The organism is Pseudonocardia halophobica, assembly GCF_027922425.1.
GTDB lineage: Bacteria > Actinomycetota > Actinomycetes > Mycobacteriales > Pseudonocardiaceae > Pseudonocardia > Pseudonocardia halophobica.
The window spans coordinates 1-17,639 of sequence record NZ_BSFQ01000028.1; the positions used below are offsets into that span (position 1 = coordinate 1).

17 protein-coding genes are annotated in these 17,639 nt (G+C 73.2%); 10 read left to right on the forward strand and 7 right to left on the reverse strand.

All coding sequences use genetic code 11. The annotated features are described in order from the left end of the window. The coding region (locus tag PKE99_RS25890) for a Re/Si-specific NAD(P)(+) transhydrogenase subunit alpha (RefSeq protein ID WP_271214925.1) at positions 1-1,139 on the forward strand (1,139 nt) is incomplete at its 5' end. Between the two features lie 4 nt (positions 1,140-1,143). Continuing rightward, positions 1,144-2,553 carry a Re/Si-specific NAD(P)(+) transhydrogenase subunit beta gene (pntB, locus tag PKE99_RS25895; protein WP_037050974.1) on the forward strand — a complete coding sequence of 470 codons (1,410 nt, stop codon included), beginning with the start codon at positions 1,144-1,146 and terminating at the stop codon, positions 2,551-2,553. Between the two features lie 157 nt (positions 2,554-2,710). On the opposite strand, the gene PKE99_RS25900 is transcribed toward pntB, so the two are convergent. Together PKE99_RS25900 and PKE99_RS25905 are read right to left on the reverse strand one after the other, a co-directional pair. Beyond that, a complete protein-coding gene (locus PKE99_RS25900; RefSeq protein ID WP_156067957.1) occupies positions 2,711-3,802 on the reverse strand; it encodes a CHASE3 domain-containing protein in 1,092 nt (363 codons plus the stop codon). A 167-nt stretch (positions 3,803-3,969) separates the two neighbouring features. Continuing rightward, positions 3,970-4,332 (reverse strand): VOC family protein, encoded by a 363-nt coding sequence (locus PKE99_RS25905; RefSeq protein ID WP_037050965.1) that lies wholly within the window; start codon positions 4,330-4,332, stop codon positions 3,970-3,972. 154 nt (positions 4,333-4,486) lie between these two features. Between PKE99_RS25905 and PKE99_RS25910 the strand changes: the two genes are divergently transcribed. After that, positions 4,487-5,716 (forward strand): ABC transporter substrate-binding protein, encoded by a 1,230-nt coding sequence (locus PKE99_RS25910; protein ID WP_037050959.1) that lies wholly within the window; start codon positions 4,487-4,489, stop codon positions 5,714-5,716. A gap of 12 nt (positions 5,717-5,728) precedes the next feature. Here PKE99_RS25910 and PKE99_RS25915 read toward each other — a convergent pair whose 3' ends face one another. Then, complete coding sequence (locus PKE99_RS25915; RefSeq protein ID WP_037050958.1) at positions 5,729-6,856, reverse strand: sodium:calcium antiporter; 1,128 nt, start codon at positions 6,854-6,856, stop codon at positions 5,729-5,731. A gap of 323 nt (positions 6,857-7,179) precedes the next feature. Here PKE99_RS25915 and PKE99_RS25920 point away from each other — a divergent pair, with 323 nt between their 5' ends. After that, the gene (locus PKE99_RS25920; RefSeq protein ID WP_037050951.1) at positions 7,180-7,536 is read left to right on the forward strand and encodes a nuclear transport factor 2 family protein; all 357 of its coding nucleotides are present in this window, start codon (positions 7,180-7,182) and stop codon (positions 7,534-7,536) included. A 56-nt stretch (positions 7,537-7,592) separates the two neighbouring features. After that, complete coding sequence (locus PKE99_RS25925) at positions 7,593-8,123, forward strand: pyridoxamine 5'-phosphate oxidase family protein (RefSeq protein ID WP_037050949.1); 531 nt, start codon at positions 7,593-7,595, stop codon at positions 8,121-8,123. Between the two features lie 77 nt (positions 8,124-8,200). Here the strand turns inward: PKE99_RS25925 and PKE99_RS25930 are convergent, their stop codons facing one another. From PKE99_RS25930 to PKE99_RS25940, 3 genes are read right to left on the reverse strand one after another with little or no spacing between them, the layout of a single operon-like run. Beyond that, a complete protein-coding gene (locus PKE99_RS25930) occupies positions 8,201-9,301 on the reverse strand; it encodes an acyl-CoA dehydrogenase family protein (protein ID WP_037050947.1) in 1,101 nt (366 codons plus the stop codon). A 12-nt stretch (positions 9,302-9,313) separates the two neighbouring features. Then, positions 9,314-10,516: an acyl-CoA dehydrogenase family protein gene (locus PKE99_RS25935; RefSeq protein ID WP_037050944.1), complete on the reverse strand. Its 1,203-nt coding sequence runs from the start codon at positions 10,514-10,516 to the stop codon at positions 9,314-9,316. 5 nt (positions 10,517-10,521) lie between these two features. Continuing rightward, positions 10,522-11,265, reverse strand: a complete 744-nt coding sequence (locus PKE99_RS25940) for an enoyl-CoA hydratase/isomerase family protein (RefSeq protein ID WP_037050942.1) — start codon at positions 11,263-11,265, stop codon at positions 10,522-10,524. Positions 11,266-11,521: 256 nt separating this feature from the next. Between PKE99_RS25940 and PKE99_RS25945 the strand changes: the two genes are divergently transcribed. The 5 genes from PKE99_RS25945 (at position 11,522) to PKE99_RS25965 (ending at position 16,008) form a co-directional block, all read left to right on the forward strand. Then, positions 11,522-11,902, forward strand: coding sequence for a cupin domain-containing protein (locus PKE99_RS25945; protein WP_037050935.1), 381 nt, complete (start codon positions 11,522-11,524; stop codon positions 11,900-11,902). A gap of 121 nt (positions 11,903-12,023) precedes the next feature. Continuing rightward, positions 12,024-13,904 (forward strand): chloride channel protein, encoded by a 1,881-nt coding sequence (locus PKE99_RS25950; RefSeq protein WP_231498369.1) that lies wholly within the window; start codon positions 12,024-12,026, stop codon positions 13,902-13,904. Further along, entirely contained in the window at positions 13,901-14,440 is a 540-nt protein-coding gene (locus tag PKE99_RS25955) for a MarR family transcriptional regulator (protein WP_051738028.1), read from the forward strand. Before PKE99_RS25950 ends, PKE99_RS25955 begins: the two co-directional genes overlap by 4 nt. Positions 14,441-14,534: 94 nt before the next feature. Further along, positions 14,535-15,455, forward strand: coding sequence for an SDR family NAD(P)-dependent oxidoreductase (locus PKE99_RS25960; RefSeq protein ID WP_063739850.1), 921 nt, complete (start codon positions 14,535-14,537; stop codon positions 15,453-15,455). 334 nt (positions 15,456-15,789) lie between these two features. Continuing rightward, a complete protein-coding gene (locus tag PKE99_RS25965) occupies positions 15,790-16,008 on the forward strand; it encodes a hypothetical protein (RefSeq protein ID WP_271214926.1) in 219 nt (72 codons plus the stop codon). Positions 16,009-16,059: 51 nt separating this feature from the next. On the opposite strand, the gene PKE99_RS25970 is transcribed toward PKE99_RS25965, so the two are convergent. Further along, positions 16,060-17,445 carry an MFS transporter gene (locus PKE99_RS25970; protein ID WP_037050934.1) on the reverse strand — a complete coding sequence of 462 codons (1,386 nt, stop codon included), beginning with the start codon at positions 17,443-17,445 and terminating at the stop codon, positions 16,060-16,062. Positions 17,446-17,639 lie beyond the last annotated feature (194 nt).

Here is a 17,639-nt window from a genome sequence, read left to right on the forward strand (position 1 = left end):
TCGCCGGGTACCGGGCGGTGATCGAGGCGGCGCACGCGTTCGGCCGGTTCTTCACCGGGCAGGTCACCGCGGCGGGCAAGGTCCCGCCGGCGAAGGTGCTGGTCGCCGGCGTCGGCGTGGCCGGGCTGGCGGCGATCGCGGCGGCGAACAGCCTGGGCGCCGTGGTCCGCGCGACCGACCCGCGGGCCGAGGTCGCCGAGCAGGTCCGCTCGCTGGGTGGGGAGTACCTGGCGGTCGAGGTCGAGCAGGAGGCCAGCACCGACGGGTACGCGAAGGCGACGTCGGAGGCCTACGACCGGCGCGCCGCAGAGATCTACTCCGAGCAGGCCGCAGACGTCGACATCATCATCACCACGGCGTTGATCCCGGGCCGTCCGGCGCCGAAGCTGATCACCGCCGAGCAGGTCGCGTCGATGCGCCCGGGCAGCGTGATCGTGGACATGGCCGCGGCGCAGGGCGGCAACGTGGCGGGCACGGTGGCCGGTGAGGCGGTGGTGACCGACAACGGGGTCACGATCATCGGATACACCGACCTGCCGGGTCGGCTGCCCGCGCAGGCCTCGCAGCTCTACGGCACCAACGTGGTCAACCTGCTCAAGCTGCTCACCCCGGCCAAGGACGGGCAGCTGGTCCTCGACCTTGACGACGTCGTGGTGCGCGGGCTGACCGTGGCGCACGGCGGCGAGACGCTGTGGCCGCCGCCCCCGGTGTCGGTCAGTGCGGCCCCCGCGACCCAGCCCGCCGCGGTGCCGCAAGCCGAGCCCCAGCCGGAGAAGACGCGCTCGCCGCTGGCGCGGGCCGCGGTGGGGATCGCCGGGGCGCTGGCGTTGTTCCTGGTCACGGCGTTCGCGCCGGCGGAGCTGGCCGGGCACCTGACGGTGTTCGTGCTGGCCATCGTGATCGGCTTCTACGTGATCGGGAACGTGCACCACGCGCTGCACACCCCTTTGATGTCGGTCACCAACGCCATCTCCGGGATCATCGTCGTGGGCGCGATCCTGCAGATCGGCACGGGAAGTGCCCTGGTCACGGCGCTGGCCGCGGTCGCGGTGCTGCTGGCCGCCATCAACATCGTCGGTGGCTTCGCGGTGACCCGCCGCATGCTGTCGATGTTCTCCCGTAGCCCCGGACGGAGCTGACCTGATGCAGACGTGGACGACGGCGGCCTACCTCATCGCCGCCCTGCTGTTCGTGATCAGCCTCGCCGGGCTGTCCAAGCACGAGACCTCCCGCTCCGGGGTGGTATTCGGCATCGCCGGCATGACCATCGCGCTGGTCGCGACCGCGATCGTGGCGCTCGGCTCGGCCTCCGGGCTCGGGATCGCGCTGCTGCTGGTGGCGCTGGTCATCGGCGCGGCGATCGGGCTCTGGCGGGCCCGGGTCGTCGAGATGACGGGCATGCCCGAGCTGATCGCGCTGATGCACAGCTTCGTCGGCCTCGCCGCCGTGCTGGTCGGCTGGAACGGCTTCCTGGAAGTGGAGTCCGGCCACCTGCAGCTCGCGGGCTCGCTGCTGGGCATCCACCACGCCGAGGTCGCCATCGGGGTGTTCATCGGCGCGGTCACGTTCACCGGCTCGATCATCGCGTACCTGAAGCTGTCGGCGAAGATCGCGTCGGCGCCGCTGATGCTGCCGGGCAAGAACGTGCTGAACCTGGGCGCGCTGGTCGTGTTCGCCGCGCTCACGGTGTACTTCGTGATCACCCCGGCCACCTGGGTGCTGGCCGTGCTCACCGTGCTGGCGCTGCTGCTGGGCCTGCACCTGGTGGCCTCGATCGGCGGCGGGGACATGCCGGTCGTGGTGTCGATGCTCAACTCGTACTCGGGGTGGGCCGCGGCGGCGTCGGGCTTCCTGCTGGGCAACGACCTGTTGATCATCACCGGCGCGCTGGTGGGCTCGTCGGGTGCCTACCTGTCCTACATCATGTGCAAGGCGATGAACCGCTCCTTCCTCTCCGTGATCGCCGGCGGATTCGGCGCCACGACGTCGTCGGCGGCGGCCGTGGAGGGCGAGCACCGCGAGATCGACGCCGCCGGGGTGGCCGAGCTGCTCTCGAACGCCCGCTCGGTCGTGATCACTCCCGGCTACGGGATGGCCGTCGCGCAGGCCCAGTACCCGGTCGCGGACCTGACCCGGAAGCTGCGGGAGCAGGGGGTGGAGGTGCGGTTCGGGGTGCACCCGGTGGCCGGGCGGCTGCCCGGGCACATGAACGTGCTGCTGGCCGAGGCCCAGGTCCCCTACGACATCGTGCTGGAGATGGACGAGATCAACGACGATCTCGCCGAGACGGACGTCGTGCTGGTCATCGGGGCCAACGACACCGTGAACCCGGCCGCGTCCGAGGACCCCGGCTCGCCCATCGCGGGCATGCCGGTGCTGCGGGTGTGGGAGGCCGGGAACGTGGTCGTGTTCAAGCGGTCCATGGCCACCGGCTACGCCGGCGTGCAGAACCCGCTGTTCTTCCGGGAGAACAGCCAGATGCTCTTCGGCGACGCCAAGGAGCGCGTCCAGGACATCCTCGCCGAGCTCAAGACCCGCGAACCCGTCGGCTGACGCGGGCGACAGGCGCACGGCGAGCCGGTCAGGACCGGAGGAAGTCGAGCAGGTCGGCGTTGACGTGTCGGCCTGCGTGGTCGCCGTGCATCACCAGCACGGGGACGGCGATCGACCCGAGGTGCGGGCGCATACCGCCGAGTGCACGCGGAGGGGCTCAGTTCTGCGGCGGGGAGGGCTCCGGGCTGCCGAAGATGGCGTTCCGGATGGCGGTGATGGCGAGGTCGAGGCGGTGGACCACGGGGTGCAGCTCGGCCGCGGCGCGGGGATGGCGGCCGGCCACGGCGGTGACGGTCAGCGTGAGCGACGACAGCTCGACGATGACGTCGCGGCGGAGCGTGTCCGCCATGCGTTCGGCCTGGTCCGCGCGGGCGCGGAGGCGTTCGGTCCGCGCGGTCTCGGCGGCGTGGGCGGTGAGGCGGTCGCGCATCGTCGCGACGCCGCGGCCGACCGTGGCCAGCTCGCGCAGGCCGTCGTCGCGGATGGGGTGGGCGTAGTCCCCGCCGGCCACCGCGGCGACGTCGTTGCCCAGCCGGGTGAGCGGGGCGAGCACCCAGCGCCGCTGGAACCGCATCGCGACGACCCCGAGGGCGATCCCGAGGGCGGCGACGGCGCCGAGGACGCCGAACAGCTGCAGGCGCGCCGACGACGAGGCCGCCACGGCGGCGTCCGCCTCGCCGCGGATCTGGGTGCGGAGGGTGTCGACGCGCTGGCGGAGCACGTCGAAGCGCCCCTTGCCCACGTCCTGGGCGGCCAGGGCCGAGGTCTGCGCGACGTCGCCCGCGCGGCGGAGGTCGATGAGCGGCCGGGCGACGTTGGCCGACCAGTTGTCGTAGGCCACGGCGACCCCGGCCAGGCTGCCGGCCAGCTCGGGCACGAGGGTGCCGAGCAGGTTCTGCTCGGCGGCGATCCGGGGCGCCGCGGCGGTGAACGGGTCGAGGAAGCCGTCCTGTCCGGTGAGGAGGTAGCCGCGCAGCCCGGTCTCCTGGTCGACGTAGGCGGTCTGCAGCCGTTCGACCGAGGTCAGCGCCGGGCCGATCCGCTGCATCATGTCCTGGTCGGCGGTGGAGGCCTGCGCCATGCTGCCCACCGCGACGGCGAGCAGCCCGAACAGGGCGACCAGGACCACCAGCACGAGCGCGCGCATGCGGCCCCGGAGCGACCCCTTGAGCTCCTGCCACCAGGGTGGCCGGCCCGGCGGGCACGGCGCGGCAGGGGTGGTCGGCCTCTTGTCGTCGACACGATCCACATCCGCCTCCTCGCCCGCGCGAACCTCGACGGCCGAGACTTCCGAAAGGATCTCCCTGCGGCAAGACGAATCGCCGCCGGGCCCTGACGTGCGCGATCTACGGAGGCGGACGCGAGAGGCCGTGCCCCTTCGGCTGACCGGCTGCGACGCCGAGAGTGGCACCCTTCTCAGGTTCGGTCGAGCCCGAGGGCGGTGGGGTGGCGGGGCTGGTACAGCCCCAGGTCGCCCAGCCCCGGGACCTGCAGACGCGTGATCAGGCCCCAGCCCTGGTCCTCCACCGGGCCGGTCTCGACGCCGGCGGCGAGCACCGCCGCCCGCGTCGCCTCGACGTCGTCGCACATCAGGAACAGCTCGTGCCGCCCGCTGGTGGCGGCATCGGTGGGATGGACCGCGAGCTCGGCCGGGGGCGCGGCGAAGATCAACCAGCCGTCGCCGGCGTCGACGTGCGCCAGGCCCAGCACGTCGCGCAGGAAGGCGCGGGCTCGGTCGACGTCCTCCGCGTAGAGGATGGTGTGCACTCCGGTGATCACGTGGCCTCCTCGCCTTTCCACCCCGTCCGCGCCGACCCTGCCAGAAGGGACCGGGATCGGGCGCCCACGGCGGTTGGCCCCGGTCCCGGGCTCGGCTTTACTGGTCCGACACGGAGGGCCCGCCCACCCCTCCCGAGGCGGAAGCGGTTCGACGGTGAACACGTTCCGGACCAGTGCGCGCGGGCGGCTCCGCACGGCCGCCGTAGCGATCGCGATGCTGCTGGTCGCCGCGGCCTGCAGCACGGGCTGCAGCGTGCCGACCGGCGACGACGGCCGGGCCGGGGCGCCCTACCGGATCGGTGTGCTCCTCGGCCTCACGGGCGCCGACGCCGCGGTCTCCCGGCCCGGGCACCGGGCGCTGCAGCTCTACGCAGAGCGCACCACGGCCCTCGGCGGGGTCCACGGCCGGCCGGTCGAGCTCGTGGTCGCGGACACCGGGGGCGACGCCGGTCGAGCGGCGGACGAGTACCGCAGGCTCGTCGTGGAGGAGGACGTCGTCGCCGTGGTCGGGCCGGGCTCGCGCACCGAGGCCGTGGCGCTACGGCCGCTCTCCCGGACCCTGCGCACACCGGTGACGGCGATGGCGGGAACGGACGACGTCATCTCGCCGCCGGCCGAGGCCAGGTACATGTTCACGCAGGTCCCGGCGAGGGCGGAGTCCCTGCGGGCGCAGCTGACGTACGCGCGGGAGCAGGGCTGGCGGCGGGTCGCGATCCTGTCGTCCGACGACGACCACGGAAGGGAGGCGGCGCAGGCGCTGCCCGGCATGATCGCCGGGTTCGGGCTGGAGCTGGTCGGGAACCAGGTCTTCCCGGGCGACGCGGTCGACATGACACCGCAGCTCACGACGCTCGCCGCCACCCGCCCGGACGTCACGCTGGTGTGGTCGGCGGCCCTGCCGACCGCGATCGTCTCCCGCAACGCCTTCGTGCTCGGCTACCCGGGCGTGCTGTTCCCGGCCTCCGGGGCGGCCGGCGCGCACTACATCGGGCTCGGCGGCGACGCCGTCGAGGGCACCCTGCTGCAGGGCCCGAAGATGCTGGTCAGTGAACAGATCCCGGCCGACGACCCGCAGGGCCCCGTGCTCGCGGACTTCGTTAGCGCGTGGGAGGTGGAGTACGGCACCACGCCGTCGCCGTCCGCTGCCGGCGCCTGGGACGCCGTCCACCTGACGGTCGAGGCCCTGCGGGCGACCGACCCGGCCCGCACCGGGTCCCAGGAGACCCGCGACGCGGTCCGCGACCGCCTGGAGCGGACGACCGGGGTCCCGGGCACCCTCGCGGTGTACACGTTCACCCCCGAGCGGCACGGCCCCGAGGGCATCGCGGGCCTCGCGATCATTCGGGTCGACGGCGGGCGGTTCCTGCTGGAGCAGGCCTACTGACGCTCTCCGACGTCAGTCGCTGTCCAGCGGGACCTCGCCGAACACCACCAGGCTGACGACGAAGTAGGCGACGTACAGGGCGAGCAGGACGATCCCGTGCCACCGCCGCAGGCGGCCGGTCGCCAGGAAGATCGCCGACAACGCCGTCATCGCGAGCATGACCGGGAGGTGCCAGGACAGCACGTCGTCGCCGATCGTGATCACCCCGCCGACGAGCAGGACGATCCCGAGCTTGCCGGTCACCGAGAACACGACGCTGCCGATGACGTTGGCGACGCCGATCTCCGGCGCGCCCCGGCGGGCGGGCTCCACGGTGAGGAAGATGTCCTCGAGGGAGAGCGCCAGCGTGGCGATCGTGACGCCGAAGACGGTGCCGGCGATGTCGAAGGTGTCGAGGATGCCGTCCGTCCCCCGCGCCGCGACGAACGCCCCAACGACGAGCCCGGCAAGCGCCAGCACGGCGAGCCCGAGCCCGCCCCAGCGGGACTGCCGGCGGGCCTTGAGGAACCCCTGGTCGATCCGCAGGTCGGTCGGGAGGTCGAAACCGCCGGACCCGGTCGTGCCCCCGGAGCCGCCATCCGTGGTGCCCCCGGCACCGCCGGCCGGGGTGTCCCCGCCGCCGGTGGCCGTCATGGTCGCCGTGCCCCCCGCGCCGACCTTCTCGAGCTGTTCGTAGAGCTCCGCGTTGCGGAACACCGGTCGTCGGGAGGAGTACTCGCGATAGCCGATCCACCCCACGAACGCCACGAACAGGACCACCAGCACGACACCGGTCACGAGCGTCAGCACCCCGGTCAGCGCGAGGGCGAACATCACCACCGGCGCAGCCACGAACAGCACGAGGTAGTCCCGGGGGACGTCGACGCGGCACGGGGCGACGATCGCCGCCAGGGCGAGCACGATCCCGGTCATCGCGATCGTCGTCCCGATCACGGTGCCCAGGGCCACCTGTTGCAGGCCCTCGACGTTCAGCACGACGCCGAAGGCGAGATCGTCGAACTCGATCCCGGTGAAGACGACCGCGATGAGGAACAGCGAGATCGCCCACCGGCTGGCGACGCCGACCAGTTGACCGATCAGCTTCTCGGCGCAGTAGACCAGCACCGCGATGCCCAGGACGAATTCGACGATCGGGATCACGGGCCGCTCCTCGCCGGGCCGACGCCAGAGACAACGTGATTCCGATGGTGATCGCCGTCACTCCGTATTGCAACGGGTTGACAGCTGCACTGGATCAGGTATAGGGCGACTGCTTCATCGACCCCGGAGTCGGCGACCAGGGCGTCGACGGCCGCGGTCTCCCCGATGGCGCGCCCGATCTGCTCAGGTCGGGCCGGTAGGAGGCGACCCTCTCGACGTCGACGCCGGCGCTCATGTCGGCCTGGATGCCGAGGACGTCCTCGGGCACAGACCACCCCGCTGCTAGGTTGATCGCCGACGCCCGTCCGCGGAGGAGATGCCTGGTGGCCACGATTCCGGAGCTCATGCAGGCGAACCTGCTGGAGGTCTTCAACGAGCGGGACGCGGAGCGGCGCAGGGCCGCGGTCGCCCGCACCTACGTCGCCGACGTGGATTTCTCCGACCCGGAGGGGACCGTCACCGGACACGAGGCGGTCGACGAGAAGGCGCGGGATCTCCTCGACCGCTCACCGGGGTTCGTGTTCACGCCCGACGGGCCGGTCCGCGTCGCCCGCGACCTCGGCCACCTCGCGTGGGGGTTCGGCCCCGAGGGGGAGCCGCCGGTGGTCCGGGGGATGGACATCGCCCTGGTCGAGGACGGCCTCATCGCCAGGCTCTACACCCTGCTGCTCACGGACTGACGCGCACTGCGCGCCGCGGACCGATGAGCCGGCGGGCATCCGGGAGTCTCGCCTGTATGGACGCGACGAACCTGGCCGAGCTCTACGACCTGCCGACGCTGGACTGGGACCGGATCCGGGCGGGACTCGACGCGGGGTTCCCGCAGGCCCCGGGCGCGGGCGGGCCGAACCGGCACACCTGCTGGCTGACCACGCTCGGCCCGGACGGCAGCCCCCACGTGACGGCGGTCGGGGCGCTCTGGGCCGACGACGCCTTCTGGTTCGAGACGGGGGAGGGGACGCGGAAGGGCCGGAACCTGGCCCGCGACCCCCGGTGCGCGCTGAGCCTCGCGACGGAGGAGTTCGATCTCGCCGTGCACGGGTCCGCGGAGCGGGTCACCGATCCGGCGACCGTCGCGGCGATGGCGCAGCGGTGGGCCGCGGAAGGATGGCCGTGCCGGGTCGACGACTCGGGGCAGGCACTGACCGCCGAGTTCAGCGCCCCGTCGGCGGGCCCGCCCCCGTGGGCGGTCTACCGGATCACGGCGCGCTCGGCGACCGCACTCGCGACCACCGGTTCCGGGGGCGCGACGCGCTGGCGGTTCTGACCGGGAGCGACGACGGACCCGGCCGGCGACGCACGCACGTCGTCGGTGCGTCGTAGCGAGCCGGGTGGGGGAGCGGCTCAGCCGGTCGTCGCCGGTGCCCAGGCCAGGCCCGCGCCGAGCCGCCTGAGGTGGTGGTCGGCCGGGCCGAACATCGCGTCGACCGCGAGGATCCGCTTGTGCAGGTGGCCGATCGGCAGCTCGTCGGTCATCCCCACCCCGCCGTGGGTCTGGATCGCGTACTCGCCGACGAGCCGCCCGAGCCGTCCGACCTGCGCCTTCAGCACGGCGACGTCCTGCGGCCCGAGCCGGCCCGCCTCCGTCAGCGCGGTCGTGTAGAGCAACGTGGAGCGCGCCTTGACGTACGCGATCTTCATGTCGGCCAGCCGGTGCGCCACCGTCTGGAACGTCCCGATCGGCACGCCGAACTGCTCGCGGGTGGACGCGTACTCGGCGGTGCGGCGCAGCAGCTCGCCCGTCGCGCCGACGGCCTCGGCGGCCAGGACCACGAGCGCGCGGTCGAGGGCCTCGCGGAGGAGCTGCTCCGCGTCCGCGGCGAGCAGGGTGGCGGGCGTGGCGTCGAACCGCAGGTGCGCGGCGCGACGGCCGTCGACCGTGGTGAAGCCGGTGGCCGCGGGGGCCGACGGGTCGACGAGGAACACGGCCGGGCCCGCGTCGAGCCGGGCGGTGACGACCAGGACGTCCGCCGACGCTCCGTGCAGCACCACCCGCTTCTCGCCGGTCAGGGCGTACCCGTCCCCGCTGCGCTCGGCCGTCGTGGTGATCAGCGCGGGATCGGGGGTGCCGCGGCCCTCCTCGTGGGCCAGCGCGCCGATCGCCTCGCCGGAGGCGATCCGCGCCAGCGTGTCCTGGTCCTCGACGGCAGCCAGTACACCGCCCGCCAGCACGACCGACGCGACCCACGGCTCGACGAGCAGGTGCGCCCCGAACACCTCGGCCACCGCGACCACGTCCACGATGGACCCGTTCAGCCCGCCGACCGCCTCGGGGAAGGGGAGGGCGGTGAGCCCGAGCTCGACCAGCCGCGCCCAGACCTCCGGCGACCAGCCCCGCTCCGAGCGGGCGATCGCCTGGCGGGCCTCGAAGGAGTAGTCGCGCTCGAGCGACCGCGTGACGGTGTCGCGGAGCAGGACCTGCTCCTCGGTGAAGGTGAAGTCCACGGCGGCCTCCGGTCAGGAACGCAGGGTGCGGGCGACGAGATCGCGCTGCACCTCGTTGGTGCCGGCGTAGATCGTGGTCGCGCGGCTGTTCAGGTAGTACGGCATCGCGACGAGCGCGAGGTCCCCGCCGAGCGGCTCGACCTCCGACCCGACGTGCAGCGCCTCGCGCTGGTCCGCCAGCCCGTCCAGCCCGACGACCCGGGTCATCAGCACCGAGATGCGCTGGGTGAGCTCGGAGCTCATGACCTTGTTCAAGGACGGGTAGGCCGGGTCCTTCGCGATCGGGTGCCCGCTGATCGCGAGCTTCTCGAAGTGCTCGTAGGAGGCGAGCTCGGCCTCCAGCTCGCCGAGGTCCCGCTGGAAGGCCGGGTCGTCCGCGAGGGAGCCGCCGAAGCCCGACGGCGTCTCCGCCGCGACCGCGCGGGCGACCTCCAGCCGGCGGCGCAGCATCGGGCTGTGCGCCGACCCGCCGCGCTCGTGCTTGAGCAGCTGCTTGGCCACCGACCAGCCGTCGTTCTCGGCGCCGACCCGGTTGGCCTGCGGCACCCGGACGTCGGTGAAGAACACCTCGCACTGCTCCGGCGCGCCGTCGAGGCCGATGATCGGGCGCACCTCCAGGCCGGGGAGGTCCATGCGGTCGAGCAGCAGGAACGTGATGCCCCGCTGCTTGCGCCCCTCGCGGCTGGTCCGGACGAGCAGGAACATCCGGTTGGCGTGGTGGGCGTAGGTGGTCCAGATCTTGCTGCCGTTGAGGACGTAGTCGTCCCCGTCCGGCACGGCCATGGTGCTCAGCGACGCGAGGTCGGAGCCGGCGCCGGGCTCGGAGTAGCCCTGGGTCCAGTAGTCCTCGCCGGAGAGGATCCCGGGCAGGTGGCGGGCCTGCTGCTCGGGCGTGCCGAGCTCCATCAGCAGCGGGCCGATCATGCGCAGGCCGTTGGGCAGCAACGGGGGCAGGCCGCGCTTCTGGTACTCCTCGGCGAACACGTAGCGCTGCTCGACCGACCAGCCGGTGCCGCCGTGCTCGACCGGCCAGTCCGGGGCGGACCAGCCGCGCGCGTGCAGGATCCGGTGCCAGGCCATGACCTGGTCGAACGGGCCGAAGACGCTGGTGGTCTTGCGGCCGGCCTCGCGGATCTCCGGAGTGGGTGCGGTGTCGAGGAACTCCGCGACCTCCTCGCGGAACTTCTCCAGGTCGGCGTTCGGCGCGATGTCCATCCGGCTCAGCCCTTCCGGCTCGTGAAGGCGGCGATGCGCTCCTGGGCGTCCGGGCCGCGGCCCTCGCCCTCGGTGACCTCCCACTGCAGGCCGGCGTCGAGCGGGCGGCCGTCGGTGGCGTCGAGCAGGCGCTTGTTCGCCGCGTGGGAGAAGGGGGACTGCGCGGCGATCCGGCCGGCCAGGGACGCGATCTCGGCGTCGAAGTCCGCCAGCGGGACGGCGTACTCCGCCAGCCCGATGCGGACGGCCTCGGCGGCGTCGATCATGTCCGCGGTGAACATCAGCCGCTTCGCGGTCGCGACGCCGACGCGGCGGGGGAGCCGCTGGCTCATGCCCCAGACCGGGGTCAGCGCCCACTTGGCGTGGGTGTCGCCGAAGCGCGCGTCGTCCGCGGCGATGAGGAAGTCCGCGGCCAGCGCGACCTCGAGCGCACCGGTGTAGCAGTGCCCGTGCACGGCGGCGACGACCGGCTTCGGCAGCTTCTCCAGCATCCGCAGCGTCTCGCTGTGCCAGCCGCGGGACGGCACCGCCTCGCCGGCGCCGATGTCCGCCAGGTCGTGGCCCGCGGAGAAGCACCGACCGGCGCCGCGCAGGACGACGCACCGGACGGCCGCGTCCTCCCGCAGGGCCTCGACGTGCGCCCTGAGCTCGGCGAACATCGCCACCGTGAGCGCGTTGAGCTTCTTCGGACGGTTCAGTGTCAGCACCGTCCAGCCGTCGTGGTCGGTGCGGAGCACGAGTTCGCCCACGGACGCCCCCTTCCCAGTCTGAACGAACGAACGTTAACCGTCCGGAGGCGCGGGGAGAAGGGCGGCCCTACGGAGTCGCCGTGGCCTGGGCGAGCAGCCCGTCGACTATCGCCTCGAGCGCCCGGGGGAACGTGTCCCGGGCGGCCAGGACCGGCCACCGCTCGCCGGTCGCGACGAGCCGGGGGAGCCGGGACGCGTCGGCCTCGGTCGGGACCGTGGTGAACGGGGACGGGCGGGGAGGGGCAGAGTCTCGGACATGTCCGACGAGCGAGCGACCGCCCCGCAGGTGGTGCACGACCTGCGCCCCCTCCTGACCGACAGCGCGACCGTGCCGGCCGGGGTGGTGTGGCGGCTGACCGAGCCGGGTCGCCAGCTCGACGCCAACGTCCTGCACCTCGGCGGCGATCAGGTCGTCGAGACCCACACGGAGTCGGACCTCGACGTCCTCCTGGTGGTCGTCTCCGGGAGCGGCACCCTCGAGGGCGCCGACGGCCCGCTGGCCCTCGCCGCGGGGACGATGCTCTGGCTGCCGCGCGGGTCCACCCGTCGGCTGCGCGCGGGCGGCGAGGGTCTCGGCTACCTCACCGTGCACCGCCGGCGTCCCGGGATGCAGATCAAACCGGCCCCACCCGGGTGACGACGAGCGTCATGATTGTGTGTCTGAGATGTCATGGCCCTACCCCGGGCCGCCTTGAAGGATGAGAATCTGGGCGGGGCAATGATTGCGTCATCGGGGTCCAGGCGGTCACGATGACGCGGTGATCCCCGACGACCGCCGCCCGACCGCCGCCGACGGGAACGGGTCGCCGCTGCCCCGCCACCTGGGCGACTTCACGCTCGACGGCCGCGTCCTGGTGTCCCTGGCCTGGGCGGTGCCGATCGGTGCCCTCGGCGCGACCGCGGCGTGGGCGCTCCTGCGGTTGATCGCGCTGATCACCAACGCCGTGTTCTTCCAGCGCCTGTCCACCGAGATGGTGAGCCCGGGGAGCGCGCCCCACCCGTGGTGGCTCGTGCTGTCCGCGCCGGTCGTCGGCGGCCTCGTCATCGGGGTGATGGCGCGGTACGGCTCGGAGAAGATCCGCGGCCACGGGATGCCCGAGGCCATCGAGGCGATCCTGATGCGCCGCAGCCGGGTCGCGCCCCGGATCGCGGTGCTCAAGCCGACGTCCGCGGCGATCAGCATCGGGACCGGCGGGCCGTTCGGCGCGGAGGGCCCGATCATCATGACCGGCGGTGCGGTCGGGTCGATCCTGGCGCAGCACCTGCACCTGTCCGCCGACGAACGCAAGGCGCTGATGGTGTCCGGCGCCGCGGCCGGCATGGCGGCGACGTTCAACGCGCCGCTCGCGTCGGTCCTGCTCGCCGTCGAGCTGCTGCTGTTCGAGTGGCGGCCCCGCAGCTTCCTGCCCGTCACCTGCGCGGTGGCCGTCGCGACCGTCGTGCGCGCGCCGCTGCTGGGCGCCGACCCGCTCTTCCCGGTGGATCTCGGGGCCGCCCGCGCCACCCCGGTCGTCGACCTGCTGTGTGTCGGTGCGGGGCTCGTCGGCGGGCTGCTGGCCGTCGCGGTGACCGCGCTCGTCTACTTCTCCGAGGACCAGTTCGCCCGGCTCCCGGTGCACTGGATGTGGTGGCCCGCGATCGGTGGCCTGATCATCGGCGTGGGCGGGCTGATCGAGCCCCGCGCGCTGGGGGTCGGGTACGACGTCATCGACGAGCTGCTCACCGGGCACGCCACGTTGTCGCTGATCGTCGGCATCCTGCTGGTGAAGAGCCTGATGTGGGGGCTGTCGCTCGGCTCGGGCACCTCCGGCGGGGTGCTCGCCCCGGTCTTCATGATCGGCGCCGCGCTGGGTGCGGTGGAGGGGCTGGTCTTCCCCGCGGTCGCCCCGGGGTTCTGGGCGATGGTCGGGCTGGCGGCGGTCGTGGGCGGGGTCATGCGCTCGCCGCTCACCGGGGTCGTGTTCTCCCTCGAGCTGACCCATGCGTGGTCCGTGCTGGTCCCGCTGCTGATCGCGTCGGCCTCCGCATACGGGCTCTCCGCCCTGCTGCTGCGCCGCTCGGTGCTGACCGAGAAGATCGCGCGGCGCGGCTACCACCTCTCCCGCGAGTACGACGTCGACCCGCTCGAGGTCCTGCTCGCCGACGAGGTCATGGCCGCCGCGCCCGCCGTCCTGCCGCCCGACGCGCCGCTCCCGGCGTCGCGCGACCTGCTGGCCGCCACCGTCCCCCGTCGCGGCGCCGACGGGAGCCCGCGGGCCGACGCGCCGCTGCAACGGCTGTATCCCGTCGTCGACGACGGCGGCCGACTCCACGGCGCCGTGCCCCGGCAGTCCCTCGTGGCGCCCGGCGAGGCCCGGGCGGTGGCGGACGTGTTGATCGCCGATCCGGTCGTGGTGCACGCCGACGACACCCTCCGCGAGATCGCCTCCCGGTTCGCGCGGCACGGGATCACCGCGGCGCCGGTCGTCGACCGGGCGGACCCCGCGCGGCTGGTCGGGCTCGTCACCGTCGACCACCTGCTCGACGGCCGCCTGCGCGACCTCGCGGAGGAGCACGACCGCGAGCGCCCGCTGGGTCCGCGGTCGTGGCGGTCACGCTCCGGCCGCCGGCGGGACGGGTACGCGACACTACGGACATGACCGACGCGGCCGCCGTCCCCGATCCGCCCACCCGCGAACAGGTCGACGCCGTGATGCGGACGGCCCGGGTGCTGGTGGGGGTCACCGCCCGCTCGTTCGCCGCGATCGAGGACCGCGTCACCCTGCCGCAGCTGCGGATCATGGTCATGATCGCCAGCCGCGGGCCGCTGAACCTGGGCGCCATCGCCGCGAGCCTGGAGGTGCACCCCTCCAACGCCAGCCGGGCGTGCGACCGGCTCGTGGCCGCCGGGCTGCTCGACCGCCGCGACGACCCGGCCGACCGCCGCAACCTGCTCCTGCAGCTGACCAAGGCCGGCGCACAGCTCGTCGACGAGGTGACGGTGCAGCGCCGGCAGGCCATCCAGGACACGCTCGAGAAGATGCCCGTCCGCCGGCGTCGGGGCCTGGTCGCCGCGCTGAGCGCCTTCGCCGACGCCGCGGGGGAGCCCGCGGAGGCCGCGTGGAGCCTCGGGTGGACCACCGAGAACCCCCTGCGCTCCGTGCCGGGGCCGCCCGCGGACCGCGACGGCGCGTAGGCGTCGACGTCGCTGCAGCGTGTGATCCCTCTCACCGCACCCACAGTGCGGTGAGATGTTGTCCGAACGGCGACCACGCCGGTAGACCGGGAACATGACCTTCGACCTGCAGGGCAGGGTCGCCCTGGTGACCGGTGGTGCGCGGGGTCTCGGGCGGGCGCACGCCCGGGCCCTCGCGGCCCGCGGCGCGGCGGTCGTCGTGGCCGACGACGGCTCCACACTCGACGGTGCCGCGGGCGAGCCCGGAGCGGCCGCGGCCGTGGTGGACGAGCTCGTGGCGAGCGGGGGGCGGGCGGTCGCCTGCGTCGCCGACGTGGGCACCGAGGCGGGCGCGCGCACGGCGGTCGAGACCGCACTCGCCGAGTTCGGCCGGCTCGACGCGCTCGTGGCGAACGCCGGGGTGCTGCGCGACCGCTCGGTCGCCAAGATGACCGCCGACGACGTCGACACCGTCCTGCGGGTGCACCTCGCCGGGAGCATGTACTGCGTCCTGCAGGCCTGGCCCGCGCTCAAGGAGTCCGGCAGCGGACGGATCGTGCTCACGTCGTCGGCGTCCGGGTTGTACGGCAACTTCGGCCAGGCCAACTACGCCGCCGCCAAGTCGGGGATGCTCGGGCTCGGCTCCACGCTCGCCCTCGAGGGGGAGCGGTACGGGATCCGCACGAACGTGATCGCGCCCGTGGCCCGCACCAGGATGACCGAGCCGCTGATGCCGCCGGAGCTGCTCGCGGGTCTCGACCCCGCGCGGGTGAGCGGGCTCGTCGCGTACCTGAGCTCGGCCGACTGCGGCGAGTCGGGTTCGGTGTTCGAGATCGGCGGCGGGCTGGTGGCGCGGGTGCGGATCGTCGAGTCCGACGCCGTGGCCCTGCCCGACCCCGAGGACCCGGCCGGCGACGCCGCGATCGTCGAGGCCGTGGCGGCCCTGGCGGAGCTCCCGCCCGGCCGCGCCTACCCGTCGTCGTCGGCGGCGCTGGCCCGGATCATGGAGGCCGCCGGCTCGGTGGCGACCTCGTAGCGGCCGGGTCCGATCTCGTCTCGCTCCGACGTGGTGGGGCGTGTGTCCAGCATGTGGTCCTGCGTGCGAACGTCCGGACGTTTCCCCTGGTCAAGGCACATGTGGCAGCGGCGACACCTGAGCGTTCATGCTCTTGACAATCGGTTCGGGCGACGGGTTGAGTACGTGCCGTGCGCACCTGGGACCGCGAGATCTGGTCGCGGCGCCGGCACGTCGACTTCTGCCGCACCGAGGCCGCCCTCTGTCGGTGACGACCTCCGCGCCCGCCCGCCGGCGATCCGCCGGCCGCGGCCGCACCGTCGTCCCCGATCCTGCGTCCTCCCGGAGCACAGTCATGTCCGCCGTACCCGCACTCTCCGACCAGCCCGCCCCGTCCCTCGACGAACGCCGCACCGACATCGGCGACCGCCTCCTCGCCTCGCTCGAGGCGCTGGTGGACCGCCACCGCGCCCGCGCGACCGGCGACAGCGAGCTGATCGCGGCCGAGGTGGCCCACCACCTCGCCGTGGCCCGCACCGCCCTGCAGCGCACCCCGCGGCTGCGCGCGGGCTGACCGCGCATCCCCCGGCGGCCGCCGTCGAATCGACGGCGGCCGCCGGCGCGCTCAGGTCGCGATCGAGTCCAACTGCTTGCCCGCGTAGTCCATCCGTGCGATGAGCAGACCGATCAGCTGGATGACGAGCAGCACCGGGATGAGCATGAACGCGGCGGTGAAGGAGCCGGTGACGTTGCGGACCCACAGGGCGCCGTAGGGGACCAGCACGCCGAGGAAGCCCGCGACCATCCACGTCAGACCCATCCCGACCCCGCGCATGCGGGTCGGGTACAGCTCGGCGGTGTAGGTGAGGACCGTGCCCCACACCCCGATGAGGCCGAAGTTCGACGCCAGCCCGAACACCCACAGCTGCCAGGACTCGGTCGCCAGCGCCCACGGGATCAGCGTGACGATGAAGATGACGTTGCCGGTGAGCATCGCGCGGAACCGGCTCCAGCGGTCGGCGATCCACCCCATGAGGTAGTAGCCGAACGCACCGGCGACGCCCCACCAGATGTACCAGTTGCTGTACTCGGCGGTGGTCCAGCCGTGGGTCTCCTTGAGGTAGAAGGGCGCCCAGTAGCCCAGCGTGTACCAGGACATCGTCGCCGTGGCGGCGACGAAGAGAGCCACGTAGGTCCGCTTGCGCTGACCCGGCTCGAACAGCTGGCCGACCGACGCCTTGCGGGCGCGCTCGGCCCAGGTCGGCCGGTCCTCCGGGGGTGCGTCCTCGGTCCGCGCCATCACGGCGTCGCGGTTACGCACCCACGCCGGCGACTCCGGGCAGAGGAACCGGACGTAGATCGCCAGCAGGCCGATCGCCGCCGGCACCAGGAACGCCCACCGCCAGCCGTGCGGCGCGATGACGTAGGTGCCGGTGAGACCGGCGATGACCACGCCGTAGCCGTAGAGGGACCGGGCCGCGCTCAGGATCTTGGCGCGGTGCCGGGCGGGCCAGGTCTCCACCGTGAGCAGCGAACCGATGGCCCACTCGCCGGCGATCGTCACCCGCATCAGCGTGTAGAAGAGGATGAAGAACAACCAGTTCCGCGACACCACGATGAGCACCAGGAACGCGCACGTCAGCGCCACGTTGACGATGAACGCGGTGCGGCGGCCGATGCGGTCGGCCAGCCACGGCCAGAAGTAGGCGGCGAACGCGGCGAGGATGCCGGTGACCGTCACCGCGAGGGTCAGCGAGTTCAGGCTGATGCCGAAGTCCTCCAACAGGTACGGGACGATCAGCGCGTAGAGCGCGATGACGATCCCGTCGAGCATCCAGCCCAGGCCGAGCGCGGTCGCGATGTGCCAGTGGGTGGACGTGAGCCGCTCGGACGCGTCCCCGTCGCTGACGTTGCGGAAGGACCGCGACCGCGCGTGCCGCTCCTCGAGGGGGCCCGGCGGACGGTCCGCCCCCACGCGTCCGGTGACGCTCACGGGTTCTTCGACGGTCACGGCGTCATCTCCTCGGGTCCGCACGTCGTGCGAGGCTGTGAGCTGGGACACTGCGTCCGACGAAGTTAGGGCGGTTCGTCCGGCACTGTCGCTGTCGGAACCGCCAAGCGTCCCCGGCCCGACTGTGGAGGTTCTGCCGATGCGTCGGCGGTCCGACTGAGCGAACGTTCAGCACAGTTGTCGACGTCGACGCT

Bases quoted from the DNA above. Each gene is read 5' to 3' on its own strand.
- pntB (WP_037050974.1), top strand. From the start codon at position 1,144: ATGCAGACGTGGACGACGGCGGCCTACCTCATCGCCGCCCTGCTGTTC.
- PKE99_RS25925 (WP_037050949.1), top strand. From the start codon at position 7,593: ATGGACGCGACGAACCTGGCCGAGCTCTACGACCTGCCGACGCTGGAC.
- PKE99_RS25935 (WP_037050944.1), bottom strand. From the start codon at position 10,516: ATGGACATCGCGCCGAACGCCGACCTGGAGAAGTTCCGCGAGGAGGTC.
- PKE99_RS25945 (WP_037050935.1), top strand. From the start codon at position 11,522: ATGTCCGACGAGCGAGCGACCGCCCCGCAGGTGGTGCACGACCTGCGC.
- PKE99_RS25955 (WP_051738028.1), top strand. From the start codon at position 13,901: ATGACCGACGCGGCCGCCGTCCCCGATCCGCCCACCCGCGAACAGGTC.
- PKE99_RS25960 (WP_063739850.1), top strand. From the start codon at position 14,535: ATGACCTTCGACCTGCAGGGCAGGGTCGCCCTGGTGACCGGTGGTGCG.
- PKE99_RS25965 (WP_271214926.1), top strand. From the start codon at position 15,790: ATGTCCGCCGTACCCGCACTCTCCGACCAGCCCGCCCCGTCCCTCGAC.